Here is a 22,123-nt window from a genome sequence, read left to right on the forward strand (position 1 = left end):
CCAGTGTGCCGGTATCGTGCCCTGGTGCTGACTGTGACCTCGGTGAATGTGAACGGGCTGCGGGCCGCCGCGAAGAAGGGCTTCGTGGAGTGGCTCGCTGAGACCTCCGCGGACGTGCTCTGCCTGCAGGAGGTGCGCGCGGAGCCGCAGCAGCTCCCGGAGGGGGTGCGCGCGCCCGGCGGATGGCATGTCGTGCACGCCCCCGCGTCCGCCAAGGGGCGCGCGGGTGTCTCCCTGTACACCCGGCGCGAGCCGGACAGCGTGCGCGTCGGCTTCGGCTCGGACGAGTTCGACGCGAGCGGGCGCTATGTCGAGGCCGACCTGCCCGGCGTCACCGTCGCCTCCCTCTATCTCCCCTCCGGGGAGGTCGGCACCGAGCGGCAGGACGAGAAGTACCGGTTCATGGACGCGTTCCTCGCCCACCTGAGGGAACTGCGCGAGCGGGCCGCCGCCGACGGGCGCGAGGTCGTCGTCTGCGGCGACTGGAACATCGCCCACCAGCAGGCCGACCTGAAGAACTGGCGCGGCAACACCAAGAACTCCGGCTTCCTCCCGGAGGAGCGGGACTGGCTCGGCAGTGTCCTGGACCCGGCCGACGGCGGGTACCTCGACGTCGTACGCGCCTTGCATCCGGACGTCGAGGGGCCGTACACCTGGTGGTCGTACCGGGGGCGGGCTTTCGACAACGATTCGGGTTGGCGCATCGACTACCAGATGGCCACGCCCGGGCTCGCGGGCAAGGCGGTCAAGGGCTTCGTGGAGCGCGCGGCCACCCATGCGGAGCGCTGGTCGGACCACGCGCCGGTCACTGTCGTGTACGACCTCTGACGGGCTGGTCCCGCTTGCTCATCCATCGGTCCAGGGCCAGCGAGACCTCCGCCTCCACCACGCTCCGGGCCAGGGGGCGCAGGCGCTCCATGTCCTCCTGGGGGCCGTGCCGCAGGACGAGTTCGGCGAAGAGTTCGGCGAGGGCGTCGGCGTGCTCGCGGACGCTCCGGCCGGCCGCCAGGACCTCCGCGAGCGGGAAGCCCTCGCGGACCAGGGCCTCCGAGGCGTCCAGCAGGCGGCGGCTTATGTGGACGATGTCGTCGCCGTCGGTGCCGAGGTAGCCGAGGTCCAGGGCGGCGACGAGGTTCTCCGGGGTGGCCTCGCCCTCGAAGCGGGCGGCGAGCTCCTCGGGGGTCAGGCGGACCGGCTCCTCCTCGGTGGGGGTGCCGACCCCGAGCAGGTCGGCCACGTCACGGCCGTGGTCGAAGGCTTCCGCCAGTTCCGCGATGCCGCTGAGGGTGTGACCGCGTTCCAGGAGCGCCGAGATCGTGCGCAGGCGGGCCAGGTGATGGTCGTCGTACCAGGCGATGCGGCCCTCGCGGCGCGGTGGTGGGATCAGCTTGCGCTCGCGGTAGAAGCGCAGCGTGCGCACGGTGATGCCGGCCAGGCCGGCCAGTTCCTCCATGCGGTACTCGCGCGCCTCGCCGCCCTGTCCACCGTCGTCTGCCACATGCGAAGCCTATGTTGTACCGCCGGTAACTTTCGTCCGTCCGGGCTCTACCCATCAGTAGGGAGCTGCTCTACAGTCCAATCGTGCCAGTGTTCACTGGCGTAATCATGGTCGATGCGTGGAGGCTCCGGATGGCCCAGCACGAGCAGGTACGGGTGGCGGTGATCGGGTCCGGTTTCGGCGGACTGGGCGCGGCCGTGCGGTTGCGCCGGGAGGGGATCACCGACTTCGTCGTCCTGGAACGGGCCGGCAGCGTCGGCGGCACCTGGCGGGACAACAGTTACCCGGGGTGCGCCTGCGACGTGCCGTCCCACCTGTACTCCTTCTCCTTCGCACCCAACCCCGACTGGCCGCGCACCTTCTCCGGCCAGGAACACATCCGCGCCTATCTGGAGCACGTCGCCGATGTGTTCGGGCTGCGGCCCCACCTCCGCTTCGACGCCGAGGTCAAGCGGATGACCTGGGACCCGGAGAAACTGCGCTGGGACATCGAGACGGCCTCCGGCTCGCTCTCGGCCGACGTCGTCGTCTCCGCCACCGGGCCGCTGTCCGACCCGAAGATCCCCGAGATCCCGGGGCTGGACTCCTTCCCCGGCAAGGTCTTCCACTCGGCCCGCTGGGACCACGACTACGACCTGCGCGGCAAGCGGGTCGCCATGGTCGGCACCGGCGCCTCCGCGATCCAGATCGTGCCCGCCATCCAGCCCGAGGTCGAGAAACTCACTCTCTTCCAGCGCACGCCCCCGTGGGTGATGCCCCGCGTGGACCGCGCCATCAGCGCCGCCGAACGCCGGCTGCACCGCACGCTGCCCTTCACCACCCAGGCCCGGCGCGGGTTCCTGTGGGGCATCCGGGAACTCCAGGTCCAGGCGTTCACCAAGCGCCCCGACGAACTCGGCCTGATCGAGAGCCTCGCCAAGCGCAACATGGCCCGCGCCGTCAAGGACCCCGCGCTGCGCGCCAGGCTCACCCCGGACTACCGCATCGGCTGCAAGCGGATCCTGCTGTCCAGCACCTACTATCCGGCGCTGGCCCAGCCCAACGTGGACGTGGTGGCGAGCGGGCTCGGCGAGATCCGCGGATCGACGGTGGTGGCCGCCGACGGCAGCAGCGCCGAGGTCGACGCCATCATCTTCGGCACCGGCTTCCACGTCACCGACATGCCCATCGCCGAGCGCGTCGTCGGCGCCGACGGGCGGACCCTCGCGGAGGCCTGGAAGGGCGGCATGGAGGCGCTGCGCGGCGCCGCCGCGGCCGGGTTCCCCAACTGGATGACGATCATCGGGCCCAACACCGGCCTCGGGAACTCCTCCATGATCCTCATGATCGAGTCCCAGCTGAACTACATGGCCGACTACCTGCGCCAGCTCCGTGTCCTCGGGGGGCGTGCGGCCCTCGACGCGCGCCCCGCCGCCGTGGCCGCCTGGAACCACAAGGTCCAGGAACGCATGAAGCGCACCGTGTGGAACACCGGCGGCTGCACCAGCTGGTACCTGGACGCGAACGGCCGCAACACCACCATCTGGCCCGGCACGACGACGGAGTTCCGGCGCGCGACCCAGCGGGTGGATCTCGCGGAGTACGAGGTGGTCCGCGCGGCCCTGGCCGGCAACGCGGACGGCGCGCACGGCGCCAAGTCCGGTGCGGAGGTGGACGCGTGAGCCGGCTCACCCATGTGACCACCGGGCCGTACGCCCCGCCCGTGCCCGCGCGTGAACGCACCGCCGTCTCCGCCGACGGCGCGCGCCTGCACGTCGAGGTGCACGGCCCCGAGAACGCGCCCCCCGTCGTCCTCGCCCACGGCTGGACCTGCTCGACCGCCTTCTGGGCGGCGCAGATACGGGAACTGGCCGTCGACCACCGGGTCATCGCGTACGACCAGAGAGGGCACGGGCGCAGTCCCGCGAGCCCCGCGTGCACCACCCAGGCGCTGGCGGACGACCTCGACGCGGTGCTCGCGCACACGCTCTCGGGCGGGGAGCGGGCCGTGATCGTCGGGCACTCCATGGGCGGCATGAGCGTCATGGCGGCCTCCGCGCGCCCGCGCTTCCGTGAGCACGCCGCCGCGGTCCTGCTGTGCAGCACCGGCAGTTCACGACTGGTGGCGGAGGCGCGCGTCATACCCTTGCGCGCGGGGGCCGTACGCACCTGGCTCACGACGCACGTCCTGGCATCGCGCGCCCCGCTCGGACCGGTCACGCCCGTGGCCCGGAGCATCCTCAAGTACGCCACCATGGGCGCCGGTTCCGACCCGCACATGGTGGAGGCGTGCGCGCGGATCGTTCACGCCTGCCCGCGCGCTGTGCGCCACGCCTGGGCGATCGTCCTCGCGCACCTCGACCTCGACGACGGCGTAAGGGAGTTGCGCGCGCCCACAGCGGTCATCAGCGGTGCGTCCGACCGGCTCACGCCCCCTCTGCACGCCCGGGCGCTGGCCGCGGCGCTGCCGCACTCCCTCGGTCTCACCGAGCTGCCCGGCATGGGGCACATGACTCCGGTCGAGGCGCCGGAGCTGGTCAACGGAAAGATCCGGGAACTGGTCGCCGCGTATGTGACGGCCACCCCCGGCCGAGCCGGCGCCGAGGCGCCCGAGCGGATCAAGGAGGGCTCATGAGCAGGGTCGGTCTCGAAGGACAGGTCGCCGTCGTCACCGGAGCGGCGCGCGGGGTCGGCGAGTTGCTCGCCCGCAAGCTCTCCGCGCGCGGGGCGAAGGTCGCGCTGGTCGGGCTGGAGGAGGAGGCGCTCAAGGAGGTCTCCGGGCGGCTGCACACCGACAGCGCGTACTGGTACGCCGACGTCACCGACCACGAGGCGATGAGTCGGGTGGCGCGGGAGGTCAAGGAGCGGTTCGGGAAGGTCGACATCGTGGTGGCCAACGCCGGGGTGGCGAACGGCGGTCCGTTCGCCGAGTCGGATCCCGAGGCCTGGCGGCGGGTGATCGAGGTCAACCTGATCGGCTCGGCGGTGACGGCGCGCGCGTTCCTGCCGGTGCTCACGGAGAGCCGGGGCTATCTGCTGCAGATCGCGTCGCTGGCCGCGATCACGCCGGCGCCGATGATGACGGCGTACTGCGCGTCCAAGGCGGGCGTGGAGGCGTACGCGCACAGTCTGCGCGCCGAGGTCGGTCACCAGGGGGTGCGGGTCGGGGTCGGGTACCTGTCCTGGACGGACACCGACATGGTGCGCGGCGCCGACCAGGATGAGGTGATGCGGGAGTTGCGGCAGCGGTTGCCGTGGCCGGCGAACAAGACATATCCGCTGGGCCCGGCGGTGGACCGGATCGTGGCCGGGATCGAGCGGCGCTCGGCGCATGTGTACGGGCAGTGGTGGCTGCGCGGGATGCAGGGCGTGCGCGGGTACCTGCCGGCGCTGATCGGCACGGTCGGGCAGCGCGAGATGAAGCGGTTCGCGCCCCGCTTGCAGGGCATGCGCACCGGGCTCGTCGGCGCAGGTGGGGCGGCTGACGAGGAGGCGCGCGCTACGCACCGTCATTGATCGAAATGCGAGCGTAGTCGGCCCGTGTGAATCTGGTCGAGGCCCCACTGATGGGCCAATCCCCTCACCCTCCACGGGAGTGAACCCACATGGGTATGAAGGACAAGGCCGGCAAGACGCAGGGTCAGGCCAAGCAGAAGATGCACGAGGGCCAGCAGCAGACGCAGCAGCGCGGTCAGCAGGCCCAGCAGGCCCACGAGCGTGGCCAGCAGGCGATGCCCGAGCGTGGCCGGCAGGCGACGCAGGAGCGTGGCCAGCAGGCGATGCCGGAGCGTGGTCGGCAGGCGACGCAGGAGCGTGGCCGGCAGGTGCCTGAGCGCGGTCGTCCGAACATCGACGACACCGAGCAGGAGATGCAGGACCGGTTCGACCAGGACTACGACGCGTAGTCGTCGCACTGGCTCGGCCGAATGATGTGGGGCGCCCTTCGATCCGGAGGGCGCCCTGCGTTTTCGGGCGCCCAGGGGGTCGGGGGCGTGCGGGTCCGTTGTGGTTGCTCGCGCAGTTCCCCGCGCCCCTGGGGCCGGGATGCTCCCCGGCGTCTCAGGGAGCCGTCGGCCTCGGCGGGAGTTTCGGGCGGGATCTGTCCGGTACCTCGCTGTGGTCCGGGGGGATCGCCGCCGGGTGGTCGGTCAGGAGGTCCAGGGCCAGTTGGATCGCGTAGTCCATCTCCACGTGGCGGCCCTCCGCCCAGTCCATCGGGGTGCGCAGGACCTCCACGTCGGGGGCGACGCCGTGGTTCTCGACGGACCAGCCGTACTCCTCGAACCAGGCCGCGTTCATCGGCACCGTGATCACCGTGCCGTCGCCCAGGCGGTGCCGCCCGGTCATGCCGACGACGCCGCCCCAGGTGCGCTGGCCGACGACCGGGCCGAGCCTGAGCAGCTTGATCGCGGCCGTGATCATGTCGCCGTCGGAGGAGGTGGCCTCGTCGGTGAGCGCGACGATCGGGCCGCGCGGGGCGTTGGAGGCGTACGACACCGGCTGCGCGTCCCTGGTCAGGTCCCAGCCGAGGATGGTCCGGGTGAGTTTCTCGACGACGAGTTCGCTGATGTGGCCGCCCGCGTTGCCGCGCACGTCGACGATGAGCGCGGGGCGTGAGACCTCCAGGCGCAGATCCCGGTTGAACTGGGCCCAGCCCGAGCCGCCCATGTCCGGGATGTGCAGGTAGCCGCATCGGCCGCCGCTCGACTCCCTGACCACGGCACGGCGTTTGGCCACCCAGTCCTGGTAGCGCAGCGGACGCTCGTTGATCAGCGGCAGGACGGCGACCCGGCGCGGCGGCCCCGGCTCGCCGTCGCCCGGCACGAACGTCAGCTCCACGGTCGTACCGCCCGCTCCCGCGAGCAGCGGGTACGGGCCGGTCACCGGATCCACCGGCCTGCCGTCCACGTGGGTGAGCACCGCGCCCTCCCTGATCCCCGTGCCCGCGAGCGGGGAGCGCGCCTTGGAGTCGGAGGAGTCGCCGGGCAGGATCCGCTTGACCGTCCAGCCGCCGTCCCGGCGGACGAAGTCGGTGCCGAGCAGGCCCTGGAAACGCTGGTAGTGCGGCGGCCCCTCGTTGCGGCGGGCGGGGGTGACGTAGGCGTGCGAGGTGCCCAGTTCGCCGAGGACCTCGCGCAGGAGGTCGGCGAACTCGTCCGGGGAGGCGACCCGTTCGACCAGCGGGCGGTACTGGTCGAGCACTCCGTCCCAGTCGATGCCGCACATCCCGGGGTCCCAGAAGTAGTCGCGGATGAGGCGGCCGGCCTCGGCGTACGCCTGCCGCCACTCGGCGGGCGGGTCGACCTGGTGCAGGATGCGGCGCAGGTCGATCCAGACGGTCGAGTCGGCGTCGCCGGACTCGGTCGACGGAACGGCCCGCAGCTCGCCCTCGTCGACCACGACCAGACGGCTGCCGTCCCCGCTGACCGTGAACCAGTCCAGATGGTCCACGAGCTCGGACTTCTTCGCCTTGGTGATGTTGAAGTACTCCAGGGTCGGCCGGCCGCTGGTGTCGGCGGGATTGACGAAGGTCTCGCCCAGCGCGCCCGAGATCGGCCAGCGCAGCCAGACCAGACCGCCGCCCGCGACCGGGTACAGCGCCGAGTACTTGGAGGCGGTGACCGGGAACGGGGTCACCCGGTTCTCCAGTCCCTCCACCTCGACCGTGACCGTGCCGCCCTCGCCGGGCTCCTCGTCCTCGACGGGGTCCAGACCGCCCGCTGCCGGGCGGCCGTCGGGGCTGAGGGCGAAGGGGGAGGGGGTCGCCGAGGAGAGCGGGACCAGGTAGGGGCGGCAGCCGAGCGGGAAGGACAGGTCGCCGGTGTGCACGTCGTACACCGGGTCGAAGCCGCGCCAGGACAGGAACGCGAGATAGCGGCCGTCGCGGGTGAAGACCGGGTTCTCGTCCTCGAAGCGGCCGTTGGTGACGTCGATGACGAGCCGGTCGCTGATCCGGGCCATCTTGATCTGCCGCAGCGAACGGCCGATGCCGGGATGCGACCAGGTCAACCATGACCCGTCCGGTGAGAAGGCCAGATCACGGACCGGACCATTGATCGACCGGATCAACTCGGTGACCATGTCGTCGGAGCCCTCGCCGTCAACAGGATCAATGCCGGCGGGGGCGGCGTCATCAACATGGTCAATACCGTCAATGGAATCAACAGACGCCCCGTCGTCCTCAACATCCTCGGACACGTCGATCAACAGCAGCCGCCCGTCGTGCGCCGCCACCGCCAGCCGCTCGCCCAGGGGGTCGGAGACCAGTTCAAGGACCCGGCCCAGCTTCCCGGAGGCCAGCCGGCGCGGTGGGCGGTCGCCGCTCGCCCGGGGCAGGTGGGCGATCTCGACCGCGTCCTCGCCGCCGGCGTCCGTGACGTACGCGATCTGCCCGGTGGAGCCGAGCATCTCCGGGAGCCGCACCCTTACCCCCGGCGTGTCGGCGATGGTGCGGGCCGGGCCGTCGCGGTGGGTGAGCCAGTACAGGCTGCCGCGTACGACGATGGCGCTGGCCCGTCCCGTCTCGTCCACGGAGACGCCGTCGACGTGCTGGGCGGCCGGCACCTGGTAGGGGCGGCGCCCGGCGCGCGGCCCGGACAGCCGCACGTCCAGCCTGCGCGGCGCCGAGTCCGGGCCGAGGTCGTCGACGAGCCACAGGTCGCCCGCGCACTGGTACACCACCCGGGTGCCGTCGCTGGCGGCGTGCCGGGCGTAGAAGGCGTCGTGGTCGGTGTGGCGGCGCAGGTCGGAGCCGTCGTAGGCGCAGGAGTAGAGGTTGCCGACGCCCTCGTGGTCGGAGAGGAAGGCGATCCGGCCGGCGACGAACATCGGGGAGTCCAGATGGCCGTCGATGCCGGCGAGCAGCCGCTGCCCGTGCAGCCAGAGCCGGCCCATGGCGCCGCCCCGGTAGCGCTTCCAGCCGGCCGGCTCGTGCGGCGGGGTGCCGGTGAGCAGCAGGGCCCTGCGCTCGCCCTCGACGTCGGCGACCTGGATGTCGGAGACCGGCCCCCAGGGCAGTTTGCGGCCCGGGTCGCCGTCGGGGGACACCTTGTAGGCCCAGGTGAAATAGGAGAACGGCTGCCCTTGGGAGGCCACCGCGAGGATGTCGCCCTCCGGCGTCCAGCCGCACACCTGGGTGTCGGCGCTGCCCCAGTACGTCAGTTGCCGTCCCGGGCCGCCGTCCACGTCGGCCAGGTGGATCTCGGGCACCAGACTGCGCCAGCTCGTGTACGCGACCTGGCGACCGTCCGGCGAGAAGCGCGGATGGCCGACCTTGGTGCGGTCGACGGTGAGCCGCCAGGCGCGGCCCGGGGCGTCCAGCGAGGTCAGCCAGAGGTCGTCCTCGGCCACGAAGCACAACAGGTCACCGTGGAGATGCGGCAGGCGCAGATAGCTCACCTCCCCATGCTTTTCCGGGTAGAGGGGGCCAGCAACTCGTGGGCACGCGCGCGTGGCGGACTTACGTGAGGGAGCACACGTACGAAACGGTTTCGTTTCTCTAGATCCCGGGGTATCTTCAATATGTACGCAGCGAGGTGCAGGATGTACGCACCCGGGTGCCGATGGAGCAGGGAAGGGTGAGTGGCATGGCTGAGGTCGCAACGGCGCGTCGCAGTCGGATCACGCCCGAGCGCGAGACCGAGCTGTACGAGGCCGTTCTCGACCTGCTCCGTGAGGTCGGCTACGACGCCCTCACCATGGACGCCGTCGCCGCCCGTACCAAGTCCAGCAAGGCCACCCTCTACCGCCAGTGGGGCGGCAAGGCCGAACTGGTGGCCAAGGCCGTACGGCACACCAAGCCCGGGGGCGCGGGTCTCGGCAAGATCGACACCGGTTCGCTCCGGGGCGATCTGCACGCCCTCACGCTGCGCTCGGACGACTGCGAGATGGAGCAGAACTCCGCGCTGATGCGAGGTCTCGCCATGGCTGTCCATGGCAACCCGGACCTCCTGGAAGCGTTCAAGGAGCATCTGATCGGGCCCGAGATGGCCGACTTCAACCAGGTGCTGCGGCGTGCCATCGACCGGGGCGAGGTCCGTGCGGACAACCCGGCGATCGACTTCGTGATGCACATGATGATCGGTGGGTTCGCCGCCCGGTCCCTGATCGACGAGCAGCCGCCCGACCAGGCCTTCATCCTGTCGTACATCGACGCCGTGGTGCTCCCCGCACTCGGCGCCCCCACCACCGGCTGACCCCTCCCCACAGCCAGCCCACCTGACGCCTTCGCTCACGTCGTCGGGCCGATCACCCCTGCCACCCGCCGGGTTGATCACCCCTGCCCTGAATACCCCACGACCTGACCGGGAGTACGCCCTCGTGGCCACGTTTCTCTACAAACTGGGCCGGCTCGCCTTCAGGCGACGGCACTTCGTCGCCCTCATATGGGTGGCGCTGCTGACCCTCGCGGGAGTCGGCGCGGCCAGTGCCCCCGCCGCCGGCAACACGTCCTTCTCCATCCCCGGAACCGAGGCCCAGAAGGCCTTCGACCTGCTGGACCAGCGCTTCCCGGGCACCAGCTCCGACGGCGCCACCGCGCGCGTGGTCTTCAAGGCGCCCGCCGGCGAGAAGATGACGGACAAGCTCAACAAGGCGACCGTCAAGAAGACCGTCAAGGAACTGTCCGGCGGCTCCGAGGTCGACTCGGTCGCCGACCCCTACAAGGGCAAGGCCGTCAGCAAGGACGGCAGGATCGCGTACGCCTCGGTCAGGTACAAGGTCTCCGGCATGGAGCTGGAGGACTCCTCACGGGACGCCCTGAAGGCGGCTGCGCAGGACGCGCGGGACGCCGGGCTGACCGTGGAGATCGGCGGCGACGCGCTCAGTGCCACGCCCGAGACCGGCTCCAGCGAGGTCATCGGCATCGCCATCGCCGCGGTCGTCCTGGTCATCACCTTCGGCTCGCTGCTCGCGGCCGGGTTCCCGCTGCTCACCGCGATCATCGGCGTCGGCATCGGCGTCTCCACGATCACGGCCCTGGCCAGCGCCCTCGACCTGGGCTCCACCACCTCCACACTGGCCACGATGATCGGCCTCGCGGTCGGCATCGACTACGCCCTGTTCATCGTCTCCCGCTACCGCGCGGAACTCGCCGAGGGCCGCGAACGCGAGGAAGCCGCCGGCCGCGCGGTCGGCACGGCGGGATCGGCGGTCGTCTTCGCCGGTCTGACGGTCGTGATCGCCCTGGTCGGACTCTCCGTCGTCAACATCCCGATGCTCACCAAGATGGGTGTGGCCGCCGCGGGCACGGTCGTCGTCGCCGTCCTGATCGCCCTCACCCTCATCCCGGCGCTGCTCGGCTTCGCGGGCCGCAAGATCAAGCCCGCCGGTGAGAAGAGCAAGCTGCTCGGCGGCGGCCGCGCGAAGAAGAAGCACGCCGACAAGCCCAACATGGGCACCCGCTGGGCGAGCTTCGTCGTACGGCGCCCGGTCGCCGTCCTGCTGCTCGGCGTCGTCGGCCTCGGCGCGGCGGCGGTCCCCGCGTCCTCCCTGCAGCTCGGTCTCGGCGACGACGGCTCCCAGCCCACCTCGACCACCCAGCGCCGCGCCTACGACCTGCTCTCCGACGGCTTCGGCCCCGGCTTCAACGGCCCGCTCATGGTCGTCGTCGACGCCAAGGACAGCGCCCACCCGAAAGCCGCGTTCAACAAGGTCGACAACGAGATCAAGGGCCTCAAGGACGTCGTCACGGTGACCCCGGCCGCCTCCAACAAGGCCGGCGACACCGCGACCATCACCGTCATCCCGAAGTCCAAGCCGTCCTCGACCACCACCGAGGACCTGGTCCACGCGATCCGCGACCAGGGCACCGAGATCACCGCCGACACGGACGCCAAGGTCCTGGTCACCGGCTCGACGGCGATGAACATCGACGTCTCGCAGAAGCTCAACGACGCCCTGATCCCCTACCTGGTCCTGGTCGTCGGCCTCGCCTTCCTCCTGCTGATCGTCGTCTTCCGCTCGATCCTCGTCCCGCTGAAGGCCGCCCTCGGCTTCCTGCTCAGCGTGATGGCGGCCCTGGGCGCCGTGGTCGCGGTCTTCCAGTGGGGCTGGCTGTCCGGCCTGCTCGGCGTCGAGGAGACCGGCCCGGTCATGTCGATGATGCCGATCTTCATGGTGGGCGTCGTCTTCGGCCTCGCCATGGACTACGAGGTGTTCCTCGTGACCCGGATGCGGGAGGCGTACGTCCACGGCGAGAAGCCGAGCCAGGCCGTCGTCACCGGCTTCAAGCACGGCGCACGGGTCGTCACGGCCGCCGCCGTCATCATGATGGCCGTCTTCTCCGGCTTCATCGGCTCCAGCGAGTCCATGATCAAGATGATCGGCTTCGGCCTCGCGATCGCCGTCTTCTTCGACGCGTTCATCGTCCGCATGGCGATCGTCCCGGCCGTGCTCGCCCTGCTCGGCAAGCGCGCCTGGTGGCTGCCGAAGTGGCTGGACCGTGTGCTGCCCAACGTCGACGTCGAGGGCGAGGGCCTGCGCGGCCTGTCCGACAGGAACGCCGGCGACGACTCGGGCAAGGACGACGAGGACCGCGAGCTGGTACGCGCCTGACACACGGTTCGTGAAAGACCGCCGGTGAGGGTCCGTGGGGACGGGGCGCCCTCACCGGCTTTTTCGCGCCCGCGCGCACCACGGCCTCGGGCGCCCGCGCGCGCCATGGCCTCGGGCGCCCGCGCGCGCCATGGCCTCGGGCGCCCGCGCGCCATGATCACAGGCGCCTGCGCGATCCGGCGCCACAGGCCCGCGCGCACCACGACCACAGGCGCCCGCGCGCACCACGACCCCAGGCGCCCCCGCGCACCACCACGGGCGCCCCGGCGTTAACCCGCTCGCCATCGGCTGGGCCACTTGGTTAGCGTGCCCCCTATGACGACGACAGCCGCCACTGACGCCGACGCGCAGGGCCCCGGAGCCCACCCTCGTTTCGCCGCCGCCCTGGCGGAACTGGGGCTCGGCGAACTGACCTCGCGGGTCCGGCGGTTCCCGGACGCGACCCGTACCGCCGCCGAGGCCGCCGCGGCGATCGGCTGCGAGCTCAGCGAGATCTGCAAGTCGCTGATCTTCGCGGCCGACGGGGTGCCGGTCCTGGTGCTGATGGACGGCGCCTCACGCGTCGACCTGGAGCTGGTGCGCAAGGAACTCGGCGCGGAGAAGGTCACCCGGGCCAAGGCGGACGTCGTACGCGAGACCACCGGGTACGCCATCGGGGGTGTGCCGCCGTTCGGGCACCGTACCCGCACGCGCGTGCTCGCCGACCGGGCGCTGCTGCGGCACGACGTGGTGTGGGCCGCCGCGGGCGACCCGCACGCCGTCTTCCCGATCCCGCCCGCCACCCTGGTCGAGCACGCCGGTGCCACCGTCGTGGACGTGCGTGATCCGACCGGGTGATCCCACCGGTCGCCGCGGTCGCGCGAGCCCACCGGGTGACCGTCCGCCACGGCGCCGAGTCGGTTTCCGGCCACAGGACTTGCCGTTGCCTTGACGAACCGTTCTTCGAGCGTTCAACCGAACGCCTGTGCCTGGGTTGTGTGTTCTCCGTAAGGTCCCTGCGAGTTGCGGAAGAAGGGACTCAGGGGACTCATGGACACGCTCCACGCTGTCCGGGCCCGAGGGATCACCAAGTGTTTCGGTGACATCGTCGCACTCGACGGTGTCGACCTGGATGTGACACAAGGTCAGATCCACGGCCTGGTCGGACCGAACGGCGCCGGTAAGACGACACTGCTCGGCCTGCTGCTGGGGCTGGCCGTCGCCGACGGCGGCCGGCTGGAGATCCTGGGGACGCCGGTCGAGCGGACGCTCGCCGCCCCCGACGGTGTCGCCGGCTTCGTGGACGCGCCCGGTCTCTATCCCTCGCTCACCGCCCGGCAGAACCTCGCCGCGCTGGCGGCCCTCCGCGGCCTGGACACGGGGCCGGCGGGCATCGACGGCGTGCTCGGCGAGGTCGGGCTCACCGATGTCGCCGACGACAGGACCCGCGGCTTCTCCCTCGGCATGCGCCAGCGGCTCGGGCTCGCCGCCGCCCTGCTCACCCGGCCTCGGCTGCTCGTGCTCGACGAACCGTCCAACGGCCTGGACCCGGCCGGCAAGAGACATGTGCACGGCGTCCTCACCCGGCTCGCCGCCGACGGAACCGGCGTGGTGCTCTCCAGCCACCGCATGGACGACCTGGAGGCCCTGTGCTCCGAGGTCACCATCCTCGCCACCGGACGCGTCGTCTTCTCCGGCCCGCTGAACAAGCTGGCCGCCGAGAACCGTGAACTCGACTACCGGCTGCGCACCTCCGACCCCGAGGCCGCGCGTCGGGTCGCCGCCGGCACGGCGGGCGTCCGGATCGTCGACGACAGCGGCGTACGACAGGACGCCGACGTGCTCGTCGTACGCGCGCTGGTGCCCGCCCTCGACGAACTCGTCGCGAAGGTCGTGCGGTCGGACGTCGCGGTCCGCGAACTCGCCCCCGTCGTATCGCCGCTGGAGGCCGCGTTCCTCGCCCTCACCGAACAAGAGGAGGCCGGCCGATGACCGCGACCACCGTCGCCGGGCGCCCGCCCGCCGCCCGCCGCGTGCCGGTGTCGCGCGGCTACCGGTTCGAACTGGTCAAGCTGGTCTCCCAGTGGCGGATCCGGCTGCTGGTGCTCGCCTGCTGGATCGCGCCGGCGCTCTTCGTCGCCGGGGTGAGCGGGCAGAGCACGCTCCCCTCCGACACGCTCTTCGGCCGCTGGATGCACGCCACGGGCTGGGCCGGACCGCTGGTGATGCTCGGTTTCGCGGGCACCTGGGCACTGCCGCTGCTGACCTCGGTGGTCGCCGGCGACGTGTTCGCCTCCGAGGACCGGCTCGGCACTTGGCGCCATCTGCTGGTGGCGGTCCGCTCGCCCGCGCGGATCTTCGTGGCGAAGTCCCTGGCCAGCCTCACCGTCATCCTGCTGCTGGTGGCCGGACTGGCCGTCTCCAGCGCGGTCGGCGGACTCGCGGCGGTCGGCAACCAGCCCCTGGTGGGACTGGACGGGCATCTGCTGTCGCCCGGGGACGCGGCCGGCCGGGTGCTGCTCTCCTGGATCGCGGCCCTCGCACCGACCCTCGCCCTCGCCGCGATCGGACTGCTCGGGTCGGTCGCGCTGGGCCGTTCCCCGATGGGCCTGCTGCTGCCCCCGATCGTCGCCCTCGCGATGTCGGTCGCCCAGATGCTGCCGCTGCCTGTCGCCGTGCGCCTGGCCCTGCCCACCTACGCCTTCATCTCCTGGAACGGCCTGTTCACCAGTCCCGTCCAGCTCGCCCCGCTGCTGACCGCCGTCGCGGTCAGCCTGGTGTGGGCGGTGCTGGCGACCGTACTGGCCCATGTGCTGTTCGTGCGGCGCGACTTCACCAATCCGGCCTACGACGGCTCCGGGCGCCGCGCGATCACCCTCGGCGTGCTGCCGCTGGCCGCGCTGACCGCCGTCTCCGTCGGGGCGGTCGCCGTGGCCGCACCCTCGACGGGCTCCGGCATCGAACAGGACAAGGTGCAGAAGTCCCTCGCCACGGTCTTCGCGCACCTCTACCGCCTGCAGACGCAGGAACTCCATCGACCCGCCGTCACCGAAAAGCAGTTGGGGGCCACGGCGGCGTGTACCAAGAGCGACGGCCAGGCCGCCCAGGAGGGCGCGGGGAACGACTGGCGTTGCGTGGTGAGCTGGCACCTCCCCGGCGTCTCGGTGACGGGGACGGCGGTCTACCAGCTCGACATCACCTCGGACGGGCGGTTCGTGGCCGACGGCGACGGTCCGAAGGAAGTGAACGGCTACTTCCTCGTACGGACGTCGACCGGTGACGCCCCGAACCCGCTCTGGCAGTTCGACGGCAACGTCGACCTGCTTGAAACCCACTGAAGGGAACAGTTCCGTGCAGGTAACCCGCCAGCGTCGGATCAGCGAGAAGAGACAGCTCAACGTTTTCGGCCGGCACGTCGGCCGCCGCGCCCTGCTGGTGACGACGGGCATCGCGGTCGCCCTCGGCATCACGGGCACCGCGGTCGCCTCCACGTACCAGTTCGGCACCCAGCAGGTCGGCCAGACCACCGCCAACGGCCAGGTCATCTCCAGCGACCAGTACATCAAGCCGTACGGCAGCCGCACCGTCATCAACGACGGCAAGATCATGTCGTCGACGGTCAGCCCGGACGGCACCCACCTCGCGGCCTCGGTCGCCGACGGTGACGCGTCCCTGGTGATCATGGACCTGGCAACCGGACAGGTGAAGCAGAAGGTCGGCACCAACGCGGCGGACGACCTGCGCATCAGCAGCGGCGCCGTCGGTCAGGAAGGCCCGACCTACTCGCCCGACGGCAAGCAGCTGTGGCTGGGCCAGGCGGGTGGCTACACCAGGTTCACCGTCAACGCGGACGGCACCCTCAGCGGCCCGACGGCCGTTCCGATCGCGGCCGACGGCTCCAAGCAGGCGCTGGTGGGCGCGGCGGTGTTCGCGGCGGACGGCTCCACCGTGTACTCCGCGGTCAACGGCCAGAACAAGGTGGTCGCGATCGACGCGGCGACCGGCACGATCAAGCAGACCTGGGCCGTCGGCAACGCCCCGCGCGGTCTCGCCCTGGTCGGCGGCAAGCTCTACGTCAGCAACGAGGGCGGCCGTCCGGCCGAGGCCGGCGACACCACCATCAACTCCTACGGCACCGACGTGGTCGCCGATCCGAAGACCGGCGCCTCCACCACCGGCACGGTCAGCGTCATCGACACCGCCGACCCGTCCGCCGCCGTCGGCACCATCACCGTCGGCCTGCACCCGACCGCGGTGTACGCGAGCAAGGGCGCGGTGTTCGTCACCAACACCGCCGACAACAACGTGTCGGTCATCGACACCCGCAAGGACAAGGTCGTCCAGACCATCGCCACCCAGCCGTGGCCCGAGGCCTCGGTCGGCTACGAGCCCAACGCGGTCACGCTCACCGACGACGGACACCTGCTGGTCACGCTCGGCCGCGCCAACGCGGTCGCCGTCTACCGCTACACCTCCCCGCAGCAGCCCGCCCGTTACGTCGGTCTGCTCCCCACCGACTACTTCCCGTCGGGCATCACCGCCATCGGCAAGAAGGTCGTCGTCGCCAACACCCGCGGCATCGACGCCCTGCGCCCCGACGCGGCCGGCCACAACACGCACGACACCACGTCGAGCCTGACCCAGTTCACGCTGCCGAGCGACCAGGTCGTCAGGTCCGAGACCGCCAAGGTGTTCAAGCAGAACGGCTGGACCGGCGGCTCGGTCAAGACCGCCAAGGGCAACAGCCACAAGAAGGCCGTCCCGGTCCCGAAGCGGATCGGTGACCCCTCGACGATCAAGCACGTCTTCCTGCTCGTCAAGGAGAACCGCACCTACGACCAGGTCTTCGGCGACCTCCCGCAGGGCGATGGCAACTCCTCGCTCACCCAGTTCGGCGAGAACGTCACGCCCAACCAGCACGCGCTGGCCCAGCAGTTCGGGCTGTACGACAACTTCTACGACATCGGCACCAACTCCGCCGAGGGCCACAACTGGCTCATGCAGTCCGACAACCCGGAGTACACCGAGTCGTCGGCCGGCGAGTACACCCGCAGTTACGACACCGAGAACGACGTCCTCGGCCACCAGAAGACCGGCTTCATCTGGACCGGCGCGCAGGCGGCCGGCAAGTCGGTCAAGGACTTCGGCGAGTTCCAGTCGTACGAGAGCAAGCCGGCCGGCGCGAACTGGCAGAACCTGTACTGCGACAGCAAGAACATGGCCGCGACCGGGGCCCAGACCGCCTACCCCATCAAGACGGGCTCGGCGATCCCCTCGCTCAACGACGTGTCGGTGCAGGGCTTCCCGCTGTTCGACCTCGACGTCCCGGACATCTACAAAGAGCAGATCTGGAAGCAGGACTTCGAGAAGAGCGGCCCGGCGAACCTGAACATGTTCTGGTTCTCCAACGACCACACCGGCGGCCCGGCCAACGCGGCCGCCGAGGTCGCCGACAACGACCTCGCGGTCGGCCGGATGGTCGACGAGATCACCCACAGCAAGTACTGGAAGGACTCGGCGATCTTCGTCGTCGAGGACGACTCCCAGGCCGGCCTCGACCACGTCGACGGCCACCGCGCCCCGGTCCAGGTCATCAGCCCGTACGCCCAGCACGGCACGGTCGACGACCACTACTACTCGCAGATCACCATGGTCCGCACCATCGAGCAGATCCTCGGGATCCACCCGATGAACCAGCTCGACAGCGCGGCCACGCCCATGTACGGGGCGTTCACCCGCAAGGCGGACGACACGCCGTTCACGGCGGTCCCCAACCGGACCTCCCTGACCCTCGGGGTGAACCCCCAGCCGTCCTGCGGCTCGGACACCCCGGCAGCCCAGGACACCGACGCGGCGGCCGCGCCCACGACCGTCTCCGTACCGGCCGCCGAGAAGACGCTTGCGGCACAGTGGCGGACCTGGGCCTCGCACCAGCGGCTGACCGGCCCGAACGCCGTGCCCGACTACGCCAACCCCACCCAGATGAACCGCTACACGTGGTACCAGACCCACAACTGGACCAAGCCGTACCCCGGCGACAAGAAGATCTACACGCCGGACGACGTACCGGGCGCCTACCTCCCGTCCTCGGAGAACGACGGCTGACAGCCCCACCACGCGGTCATGTGCGGGGCCCTTGGCCGGGCCCCGCACGCCCCCTCCCCGGTCCCGGGACGGCTGCCGCGCGCAGGCCGCCGCGCCATGCGCCAAGCTTGCTGCGGAACGTACGAGGACAGGGAGACGTCATGACCGACAAGCCGACCGTGGCTTTTCTGGGCACCGGCATCATGGGCGCCGCGATGGCCCGCAACCTCCTGAAGGCCGGGCACACCGTCCGCGCCTGGAACCGCACCCGTGCCAAGGCCGAACCCCTCGCCGCCGACGGCGCCCAGGTCACCGACACCCCCGCCGAGGCCGTCGAGGGCGCCGACGTCGTGCTGACCATGCTGTACGACGGCGCTACCGCCCTGGAGGCGGTCCGCGAGGCCGCCGGCGTGCTGCGGCCCGGGGCCGTCTGGGTACAGTCCACCACCGCGGGACTCGACCAGATCCCCGAACTGGCCGCCTTCGCCCGCGAGCACGGCCTGGTCTTCTACGACGCCCCGGTCCTCGGCACCCGCCAGCCCGCCGAGGCCGGACAGCTCACCGTCCTGGCCGCGGGGCCCGAACAGGGCCGGGAGACGGTCACGCCGGTCTTCGACGCGATCGGCGCCCGCACGCTGTGGACCGGCGACGACGGGTCCTCGGCCGCCGCGACCCGGCTCAAGCTGGTCGCCAACAGCTGGGTCCTCGCGGTGACGGCGGCGACCGGCGAGGTGGTGGCCCTCGCCCAGGGCCTCGACGTCGACCCGCACGACTTCTTCGACCTGATCGCGGGCGGCCCGCTCGACATGGGCTATCTGCGGGCCAAGGCCGGGCTGATCCTCGACGGCGGACTGACCCCGCCGTCCTTCGCCGTGGACACCGCCGGGAAGGACGCCCGGCTGATCGTCGCCGCCGGCGCGAGCCACGGCGTGCGCCTCGATGTCGCCGAGGCGGCCGCCGAACGCTTCGCCCGCGCCGCCGCCCAGGGGCACGCCGACGAGGACATGGCCGCCGCGTACTTCGCGAGCTTCGACGACAAGTGACCCGCGCGCGCGGGGGCGGCACGGTCCGGCGCCGACGTGACGGGCGGGGCCCCGAGGGAGCACCCTGGAAGCAGCGATTGCGGAGGTGGTCCCCATGATGCAAACCGTGGTGGGATGGCACGTCGAGCTGGAGTTCCTGGAGGACGACACGCACACGCGCGCGGTCGCCATGGTGCGTCTGCCCGACGGCACCGAGATACGCGCGCACGGTCATGCGAGCCGTCATGAATCCGACAGCAACCAGCCCAGAGTCGGGGAGGAGATCGCGGGAGCCCGCGCTATGAACGAGCTGGCCATGCAGTTGCTGAGCAAGGCGCACGGCGAGATCGACGCGGACTCCGGGCGGCACTCGCATCCGATCAACGTGTGAGGAAGCGCGGGCGCGCGGGCGTGGGCGTGCTCGCGCGGGGCGTGTGGGGTTGGCGCGCGCCGGGCGTGCAGGGCGTGCACTCGCGGCGCGCACGGCGCTGAAGCGCGGGCGCGGGTGGTGAGTCGCGTACACGGGCGCGCCGGGGTGCGTGCGGCGGTGGTTACGCCAGCGCCGTGCGCACCGCCCGCACCAGCGCCTGCGCCCGCGCGTCCGCCGTCACGCTCTTGCGGAAGCCGTTGGTGACATAGCCGAAGGCGATGCCCGACTCGGGGTCGGCGAAGCCGAGCGCGCCGCCGCGGCCCGGGTGGCCGAAGGACGCGGGGGAGAGCAGCGGGGACGCGCTGCCGTGCAGCATGTAGCCGAGCCCGAAGCGGGTGGAGACGACCAGTACCCGGTCCGGCCCCGCCGACTGCTCGGCGCGGGCCAGCTCCACGGTCTCCGCCGCGAACAGCCGCTTGCCGCCGTCGACCTCGCCGATGAGGGAGGCGTAGAAGCGGGCCAGGCCGTCGGCGGTGGCGATGCCGTTGGAGGCGGGCAGGGCGGCCGCGCGGTAGGCGGGGTCGTTCTCGTCCGGGAGCGGGCTGATCGCGCCGAACGCCCGGCGGGTCAGCGACCCGGAGTCGGCGTACGCCTCGGAGACGGCCCGCTTGGGCCGGGTCCGCAGCGCGCCGGCGGTCTCCGGGGCCTCGACGGGCCCGACCCGCCCCACGCGCGCGTGCTCCGCCTCCGGCAGCCCGAGCCACAGCTCGGCACCGACCGGTCCGGCGATCTCGTCCGAGATCCACTCGCCGACACTCCGCCCGGTCACCCGCCGCACCAGCTCACCGGTGAGCCAGCTGTAGGTCTGCGCGTGATAGCCGTGATCGGTGCCCGGCTCCCACACCGGCGCCTGCGCCGCGACCGCGGCCGCGCCCAGATCGGGGTCGGCGGCCTCCTCCGGCGTGAGCGGCCGGTCCAGCACCGGTACGCCCGCGCGGTGCGCGAGCAGGTGCCGCACCAGCGTCCGCTCCTTGCCGGCCGCCTTGAACTCCGGCCAGAGGTCACCCACCGGGGCGTCCAGGTCCAGCTCCCCGCGCTGCCGCAGAAGCAGCAGTACGGCGGCGGCGACGCCCTTGGTGGCCGAGCGCACGATCTGGGCGGTGCCGTGCTCCCAGGGTGCCTCGCCGGCGTCCCCGTCGAAGTCCCGGGCACCGCCCCACAGGTCGACGACCCGGTGCCCGTCCCGGTACACGGCGACCGCCGCGCCCCGGTCCCCGAGCAGCTCGAAGTTCTTCGCGAACGCGTCCCTGACCGGCTCGAAGCCCTCGGCCACAGTGCCGTTCACGTCCACGCCCGCCACATCCCTTCTGATCGCCTGCACCCTTGGGCGCAACGCACCCGCGGGGCCTGCGATTCCTGGGTACCGGGGCGGTACGGGCGTGAGCTGTGCCTCAGTGGGGTGCGGCTGAGTGGGAGGGGCGTCCGGTCAGCCGAGCACGATCGTCACGTCGATGTTGTCGCGGGTCGCGTTGGAGTACGGGCACACCTCGTGGGCGGCGTCCACCAGCTTCGCGGCGACGTCCGCGTCCAGGACCGGGAGCGAGACACTGAGCGCGACGGCGAGACCGTAACCGCGACTCCTGTTGGGGCCGATGCCGACCTTCGCGGCGACCGTGGAGCCGGTCAGGTCGTAGCCCGCGCGGTTGCCGACCAGGATCAGCGCGTTGTGGAAGCAGGAGCTGTAGCCCGCCGCGAACAGCTGCTCCGGGTTGGTGCCGTTGCCGTCGCCGCCCAGCGCCGGAGGCATCGCGACCTTGAGGTCGATCTGACCGTCCTGGCTGGTCACATACCCGTCCCGGCCGCCGTGTGCGGTCGCCTCCGCGACATACATGATCTTCGTCGGACGGGTGTCGACGGTGGCGCCTTCGGTCACGGCGGGACCTCCCCCAGGGCGGAAACGATGGTGGGCAACACGATGGTGTGCAAGTACATCGTGCACAAGGTACCGAGCGGTAGGAAGTCTTCGGATTACCAGGGGGTGGAAACCGTGGGTAACAGGGGGGCGGAGAGCGGTGAGAGTGGAGGTGGGGCGCGCGATGTCGGGGCGCGCGCCGGGCGCGAGCGCTGCTATGCGGGGCGCGGGGCCGCCCGGTTCGCGCGGTCCGCGAGCGCCCGCAACTCCTCGCGCAATCGTGCGACCTCCGCGCCGTCGAGTCCCGTCGTCGTGAGCAGGGCGCCGGGCACGCGCGCCGCGCGCTCCCGCAGTTCCTCCGCGCGCTCGGTGCACGCGACGAGCACCGAGCGCTCGTCCCGCTCCGAGCGCTCCCTGTGCACCAGACCCGCCGCCTCCAGCCGCTTCAGCAGCGGCGACACCGTGCCGTAGTCGAGGCGGAGCGCGCCGGCCAGTTCCTTCACCGTGGTCTCGCCCCGCTCCCACAGGACGAGCAGCACCAGGTACTGCGGGTAGGTGAGCCCGAGGTCGTCGAGGAGCGGGCGGTAGGCGGCGGTCACGGCGCGCTGCGCGGCGTACAGCGCGAAGCACAGCTGGTCGTCCAGCCGTAGCGGCCCCGTGTCCTCTTGATGCGTCACCCGCCCATTGTCACGGACGCGAGGACGCGCGGGACGGTCGTCAGGGAA

18 protein-coding genes are annotated in these 22,123 nt (G+C 71.5%); 13 read left to right on the plus strand and 5 right to left on the minus strand.

The window, feature by feature from the left end:
* Nucleotides 1–24: 24 nt before the first annotated feature.
* Nucleotides 25–828 (plus strand): exodeoxyribonuclease III, encoded by an 804-nt coding sequence (locus ABZ642_RS31130; RefSeq protein ID WP_360489854.1) that lies wholly within the window; start codon nt 25–27, stop codon nt 826–828.
* Here the strand turns inward: ABZ642_RS31130 and ABZ642_RS31135 are convergent.
* A complete protein-coding gene (locus ABZ642_RS31135; RefSeq protein WP_360490086.1) occupies nt 806–1,453 on the minus strand; it encodes a MerR family transcriptional regulator in 648 nt (215 codons plus the stop codon). The two genes, ABZ642_RS31130 and ABZ642_RS31135, sit on opposite strands and share 23 nt — an antisense overlap.
* A gap of 176 nt (nt 1,454–1,629) precedes the next feature.
* On the opposite strand from ABZ642_RS31135, the gene ABZ642_RS31140 reads away from it, so the two are divergent.
* From ABZ642_RS31140 to ABZ642_RS31155, 4 genes are all read left to right on the plus strand, one after another.
* Nucleotides 1,630–3,159 carry an NAD(P)/FAD-dependent oxidoreductase gene (locus tag ABZ642_RS31140; protein WP_360489856.1) on the plus strand — a complete coding sequence of 510 codons (1,530 nt, stop codon included), beginning with the start codon at nt 1,630–1,632 and terminating at the stop codon, nt 3,157–3,159.
* Nucleotides 3,156–4,112 (plus strand): alpha/beta hydrolase, encoded by a 957-nt coding sequence (locus tag ABZ642_RS31145; protein WP_360489858.1) that lies wholly within the window; start codon nt 3,156–3,158, stop codon nt 4,110–4,112. Before ABZ642_RS31140 ends, ABZ642_RS31145 begins: the two co-directional genes overlap by 4 nt.
* Entirely contained in the window at nt 4,109–4,993 is an 885-nt protein-coding gene (locus tag ABZ642_RS31150) for an SDR family oxidoreductase (RefSeq protein WP_360489860.1), read from the plus strand. Before ABZ642_RS31145 ends, ABZ642_RS31150 begins: the two co-directional genes overlap by 4 nt.
* A gap of 95 nt (nt 4,994–5,088) precedes the next feature.
* Entirely contained in the window at nt 5,089–5,382 is a 294-nt protein-coding gene (locus tag ABZ642_RS31155) for a hypothetical protein (protein ID WP_360489862.1), read from the plus strand.
* Between the two features lie 154 nt (nt 5,383–5,536).
* Here the strand turns inward: ABZ642_RS31155 and ABZ642_RS31160 are convergent, their stop codons facing one another.
* The gene (locus ABZ642_RS31160; protein WP_360489864.1) at nt 5,537–8,875 is read right to left on the minus strand and encodes a S41 family peptidase; all 3,339 of its coding nucleotides are present in this window, start codon (nt 8,873–8,875) and stop codon (nt 5,537–5,539) included.
* 188 nt (nt 8,876–9,063) lie between these two features.
* Between ABZ642_RS31160 and ABZ642_RS31165 the strand changes: the two genes are divergently transcribed.
* The 8 genes from ABZ642_RS31165 to ABZ642_RS31200 all read left to right on the plus strand — a co-directional run bounded on the left by ABZ642_RS31165 (nt 9,064) and on the right by ABZ642_RS31200 (nt 19,507).
* Nucleotides 9,064–9,672: a TetR/AcrR family transcriptional regulator gene (locus tag ABZ642_RS31165; protein ID WP_360489865.1), complete on the plus strand. Its 609-nt coding sequence runs from the start codon at nt 9,064–9,066 to the stop codon at nt 9,670–9,672.
* A gap of 124 nt (nt 9,673–9,796) precedes the next feature.
* Nucleotides 9,797–12,031, plus strand: a complete 2,235-nt coding sequence (locus ABZ642_RS31170; protein WP_360489866.1) for an MMPL family transporter — start codon at nt 9,797–9,799, stop codon at nt 12,029–12,031.
* A gap of 315 nt (nt 12,032–12,346) precedes the next feature.
* Nucleotides 12,347–12,868, plus strand: coding sequence for a YbaK/EbsC family protein (locus ABZ642_RS31175; protein WP_360489868.1), 522 nt, complete (start codon nt 12,347–12,349; stop codon nt 12,866–12,868).
* Nucleotides 12,869–13,060: 192 nt separating this feature from the next.
* Nucleotides 13,061–14,002: an ABC transporter ATP-binding protein gene (locus tag ABZ642_RS31180; RefSeq protein ID WP_360489870.1), complete on the plus strand. Its 942-nt coding sequence runs from the start codon at nt 13,061–13,063 to the stop codon at nt 14,000–14,002.
* Nucleotides 13,999–15,348 (plus strand): ABC transporter permease, encoded by a 1,350-nt coding sequence (locus ABZ642_RS31185; protein ID WP_360489872.1) that lies wholly within the window; start codon nt 13,999–14,001, stop codon nt 15,346–15,348. The genes ABZ642_RS31180 and ABZ642_RS31185 overlap by 4 nt, the downstream gene beginning before the upstream one ends.
* A 13-nt stretch (nt 15,349–15,361) precedes the next feature.
* On the plus strand, nt 15,362–18,115 hold the full coding sequence (locus tag ABZ642_RS31190) for an alkaline phosphatase family protein (protein ID WP_360489874.1): 2,754 nt from the start codon (nt 15,362–15,364) through the stop codon (nt 18,113–18,115).
* Between the two features lie 140 nt (nt 18,116–18,255).
* The gene (locus ABZ642_RS31195; RefSeq protein ID WP_360489876.1) at nt 18,256–19,137 is read left to right on the plus strand and encodes an NAD(P)-dependent oxidoreductase; all 882 of its coding nucleotides are present in this window, start codon (nt 18,256–18,258) and stop codon (nt 19,135–19,137) included.
* 94 nt (nt 19,138–19,231) lie between these two features.
* Nucleotides 19,232–19,507: a DUF1876 domain-containing protein gene (locus ABZ642_RS31200; RefSeq protein WP_360489878.1), complete on the plus strand. Its 276-nt coding sequence runs from the start codon at nt 19,232–19,234 to the stop codon at nt 19,505–19,507.
* A 160-nt stretch (nt 19,508–19,667) separates the two neighbouring features.
* Here ABZ642_RS31200 and ABZ642_RS31205 read toward each other — a convergent pair whose 3' ends face one another.
* From ABZ642_RS31205 to ABZ642_RS31215, 3 genes are all read right to left on the minus strand, one after another.
* Nucleotides 19,668–20,837 carry a serine hydrolase domain-containing protein gene (locus ABZ642_RS31205; protein ID WP_360489880.1) on the minus strand — a complete coding sequence of 390 codons (1,170 nt, stop codon included), beginning with the start codon at nt 20,835–20,837 and terminating at the stop codon, nt 19,668–19,670.
* A gap of 135 nt (nt 20,838–20,972) precedes the next feature.
* Entirely contained in the window at nt 20,973–21,419 is a 447-nt protein-coding gene (locus ABZ642_RS31210) for an organic hydroperoxide resistance protein (protein WP_360489882.1), read from the minus strand.
* Between the two features lie 194 nt (nt 21,420–21,613).
* The gene (locus tag ABZ642_RS31215; protein WP_360489884.1) at nt 21,614–22,075 is read right to left on the minus strand and encodes a MarR family transcriptional regulator; all 462 of its coding nucleotides are present in this window, start codon (nt 22,073–22,075) and stop codon (nt 21,614–21,616) included.
* Nucleotides 22,076–22,123: the final 48 nt, after the last annotated feature.

The sequence above is a fragment of the Streptomyces sp. NPDC007157 genome, from assembly GCF_040634235.1.
Lineage (GTDB): Bacteria > Actinomycetota > Actinomycetes > Streptomycetales > Streptomycetaceae > Streptomyces.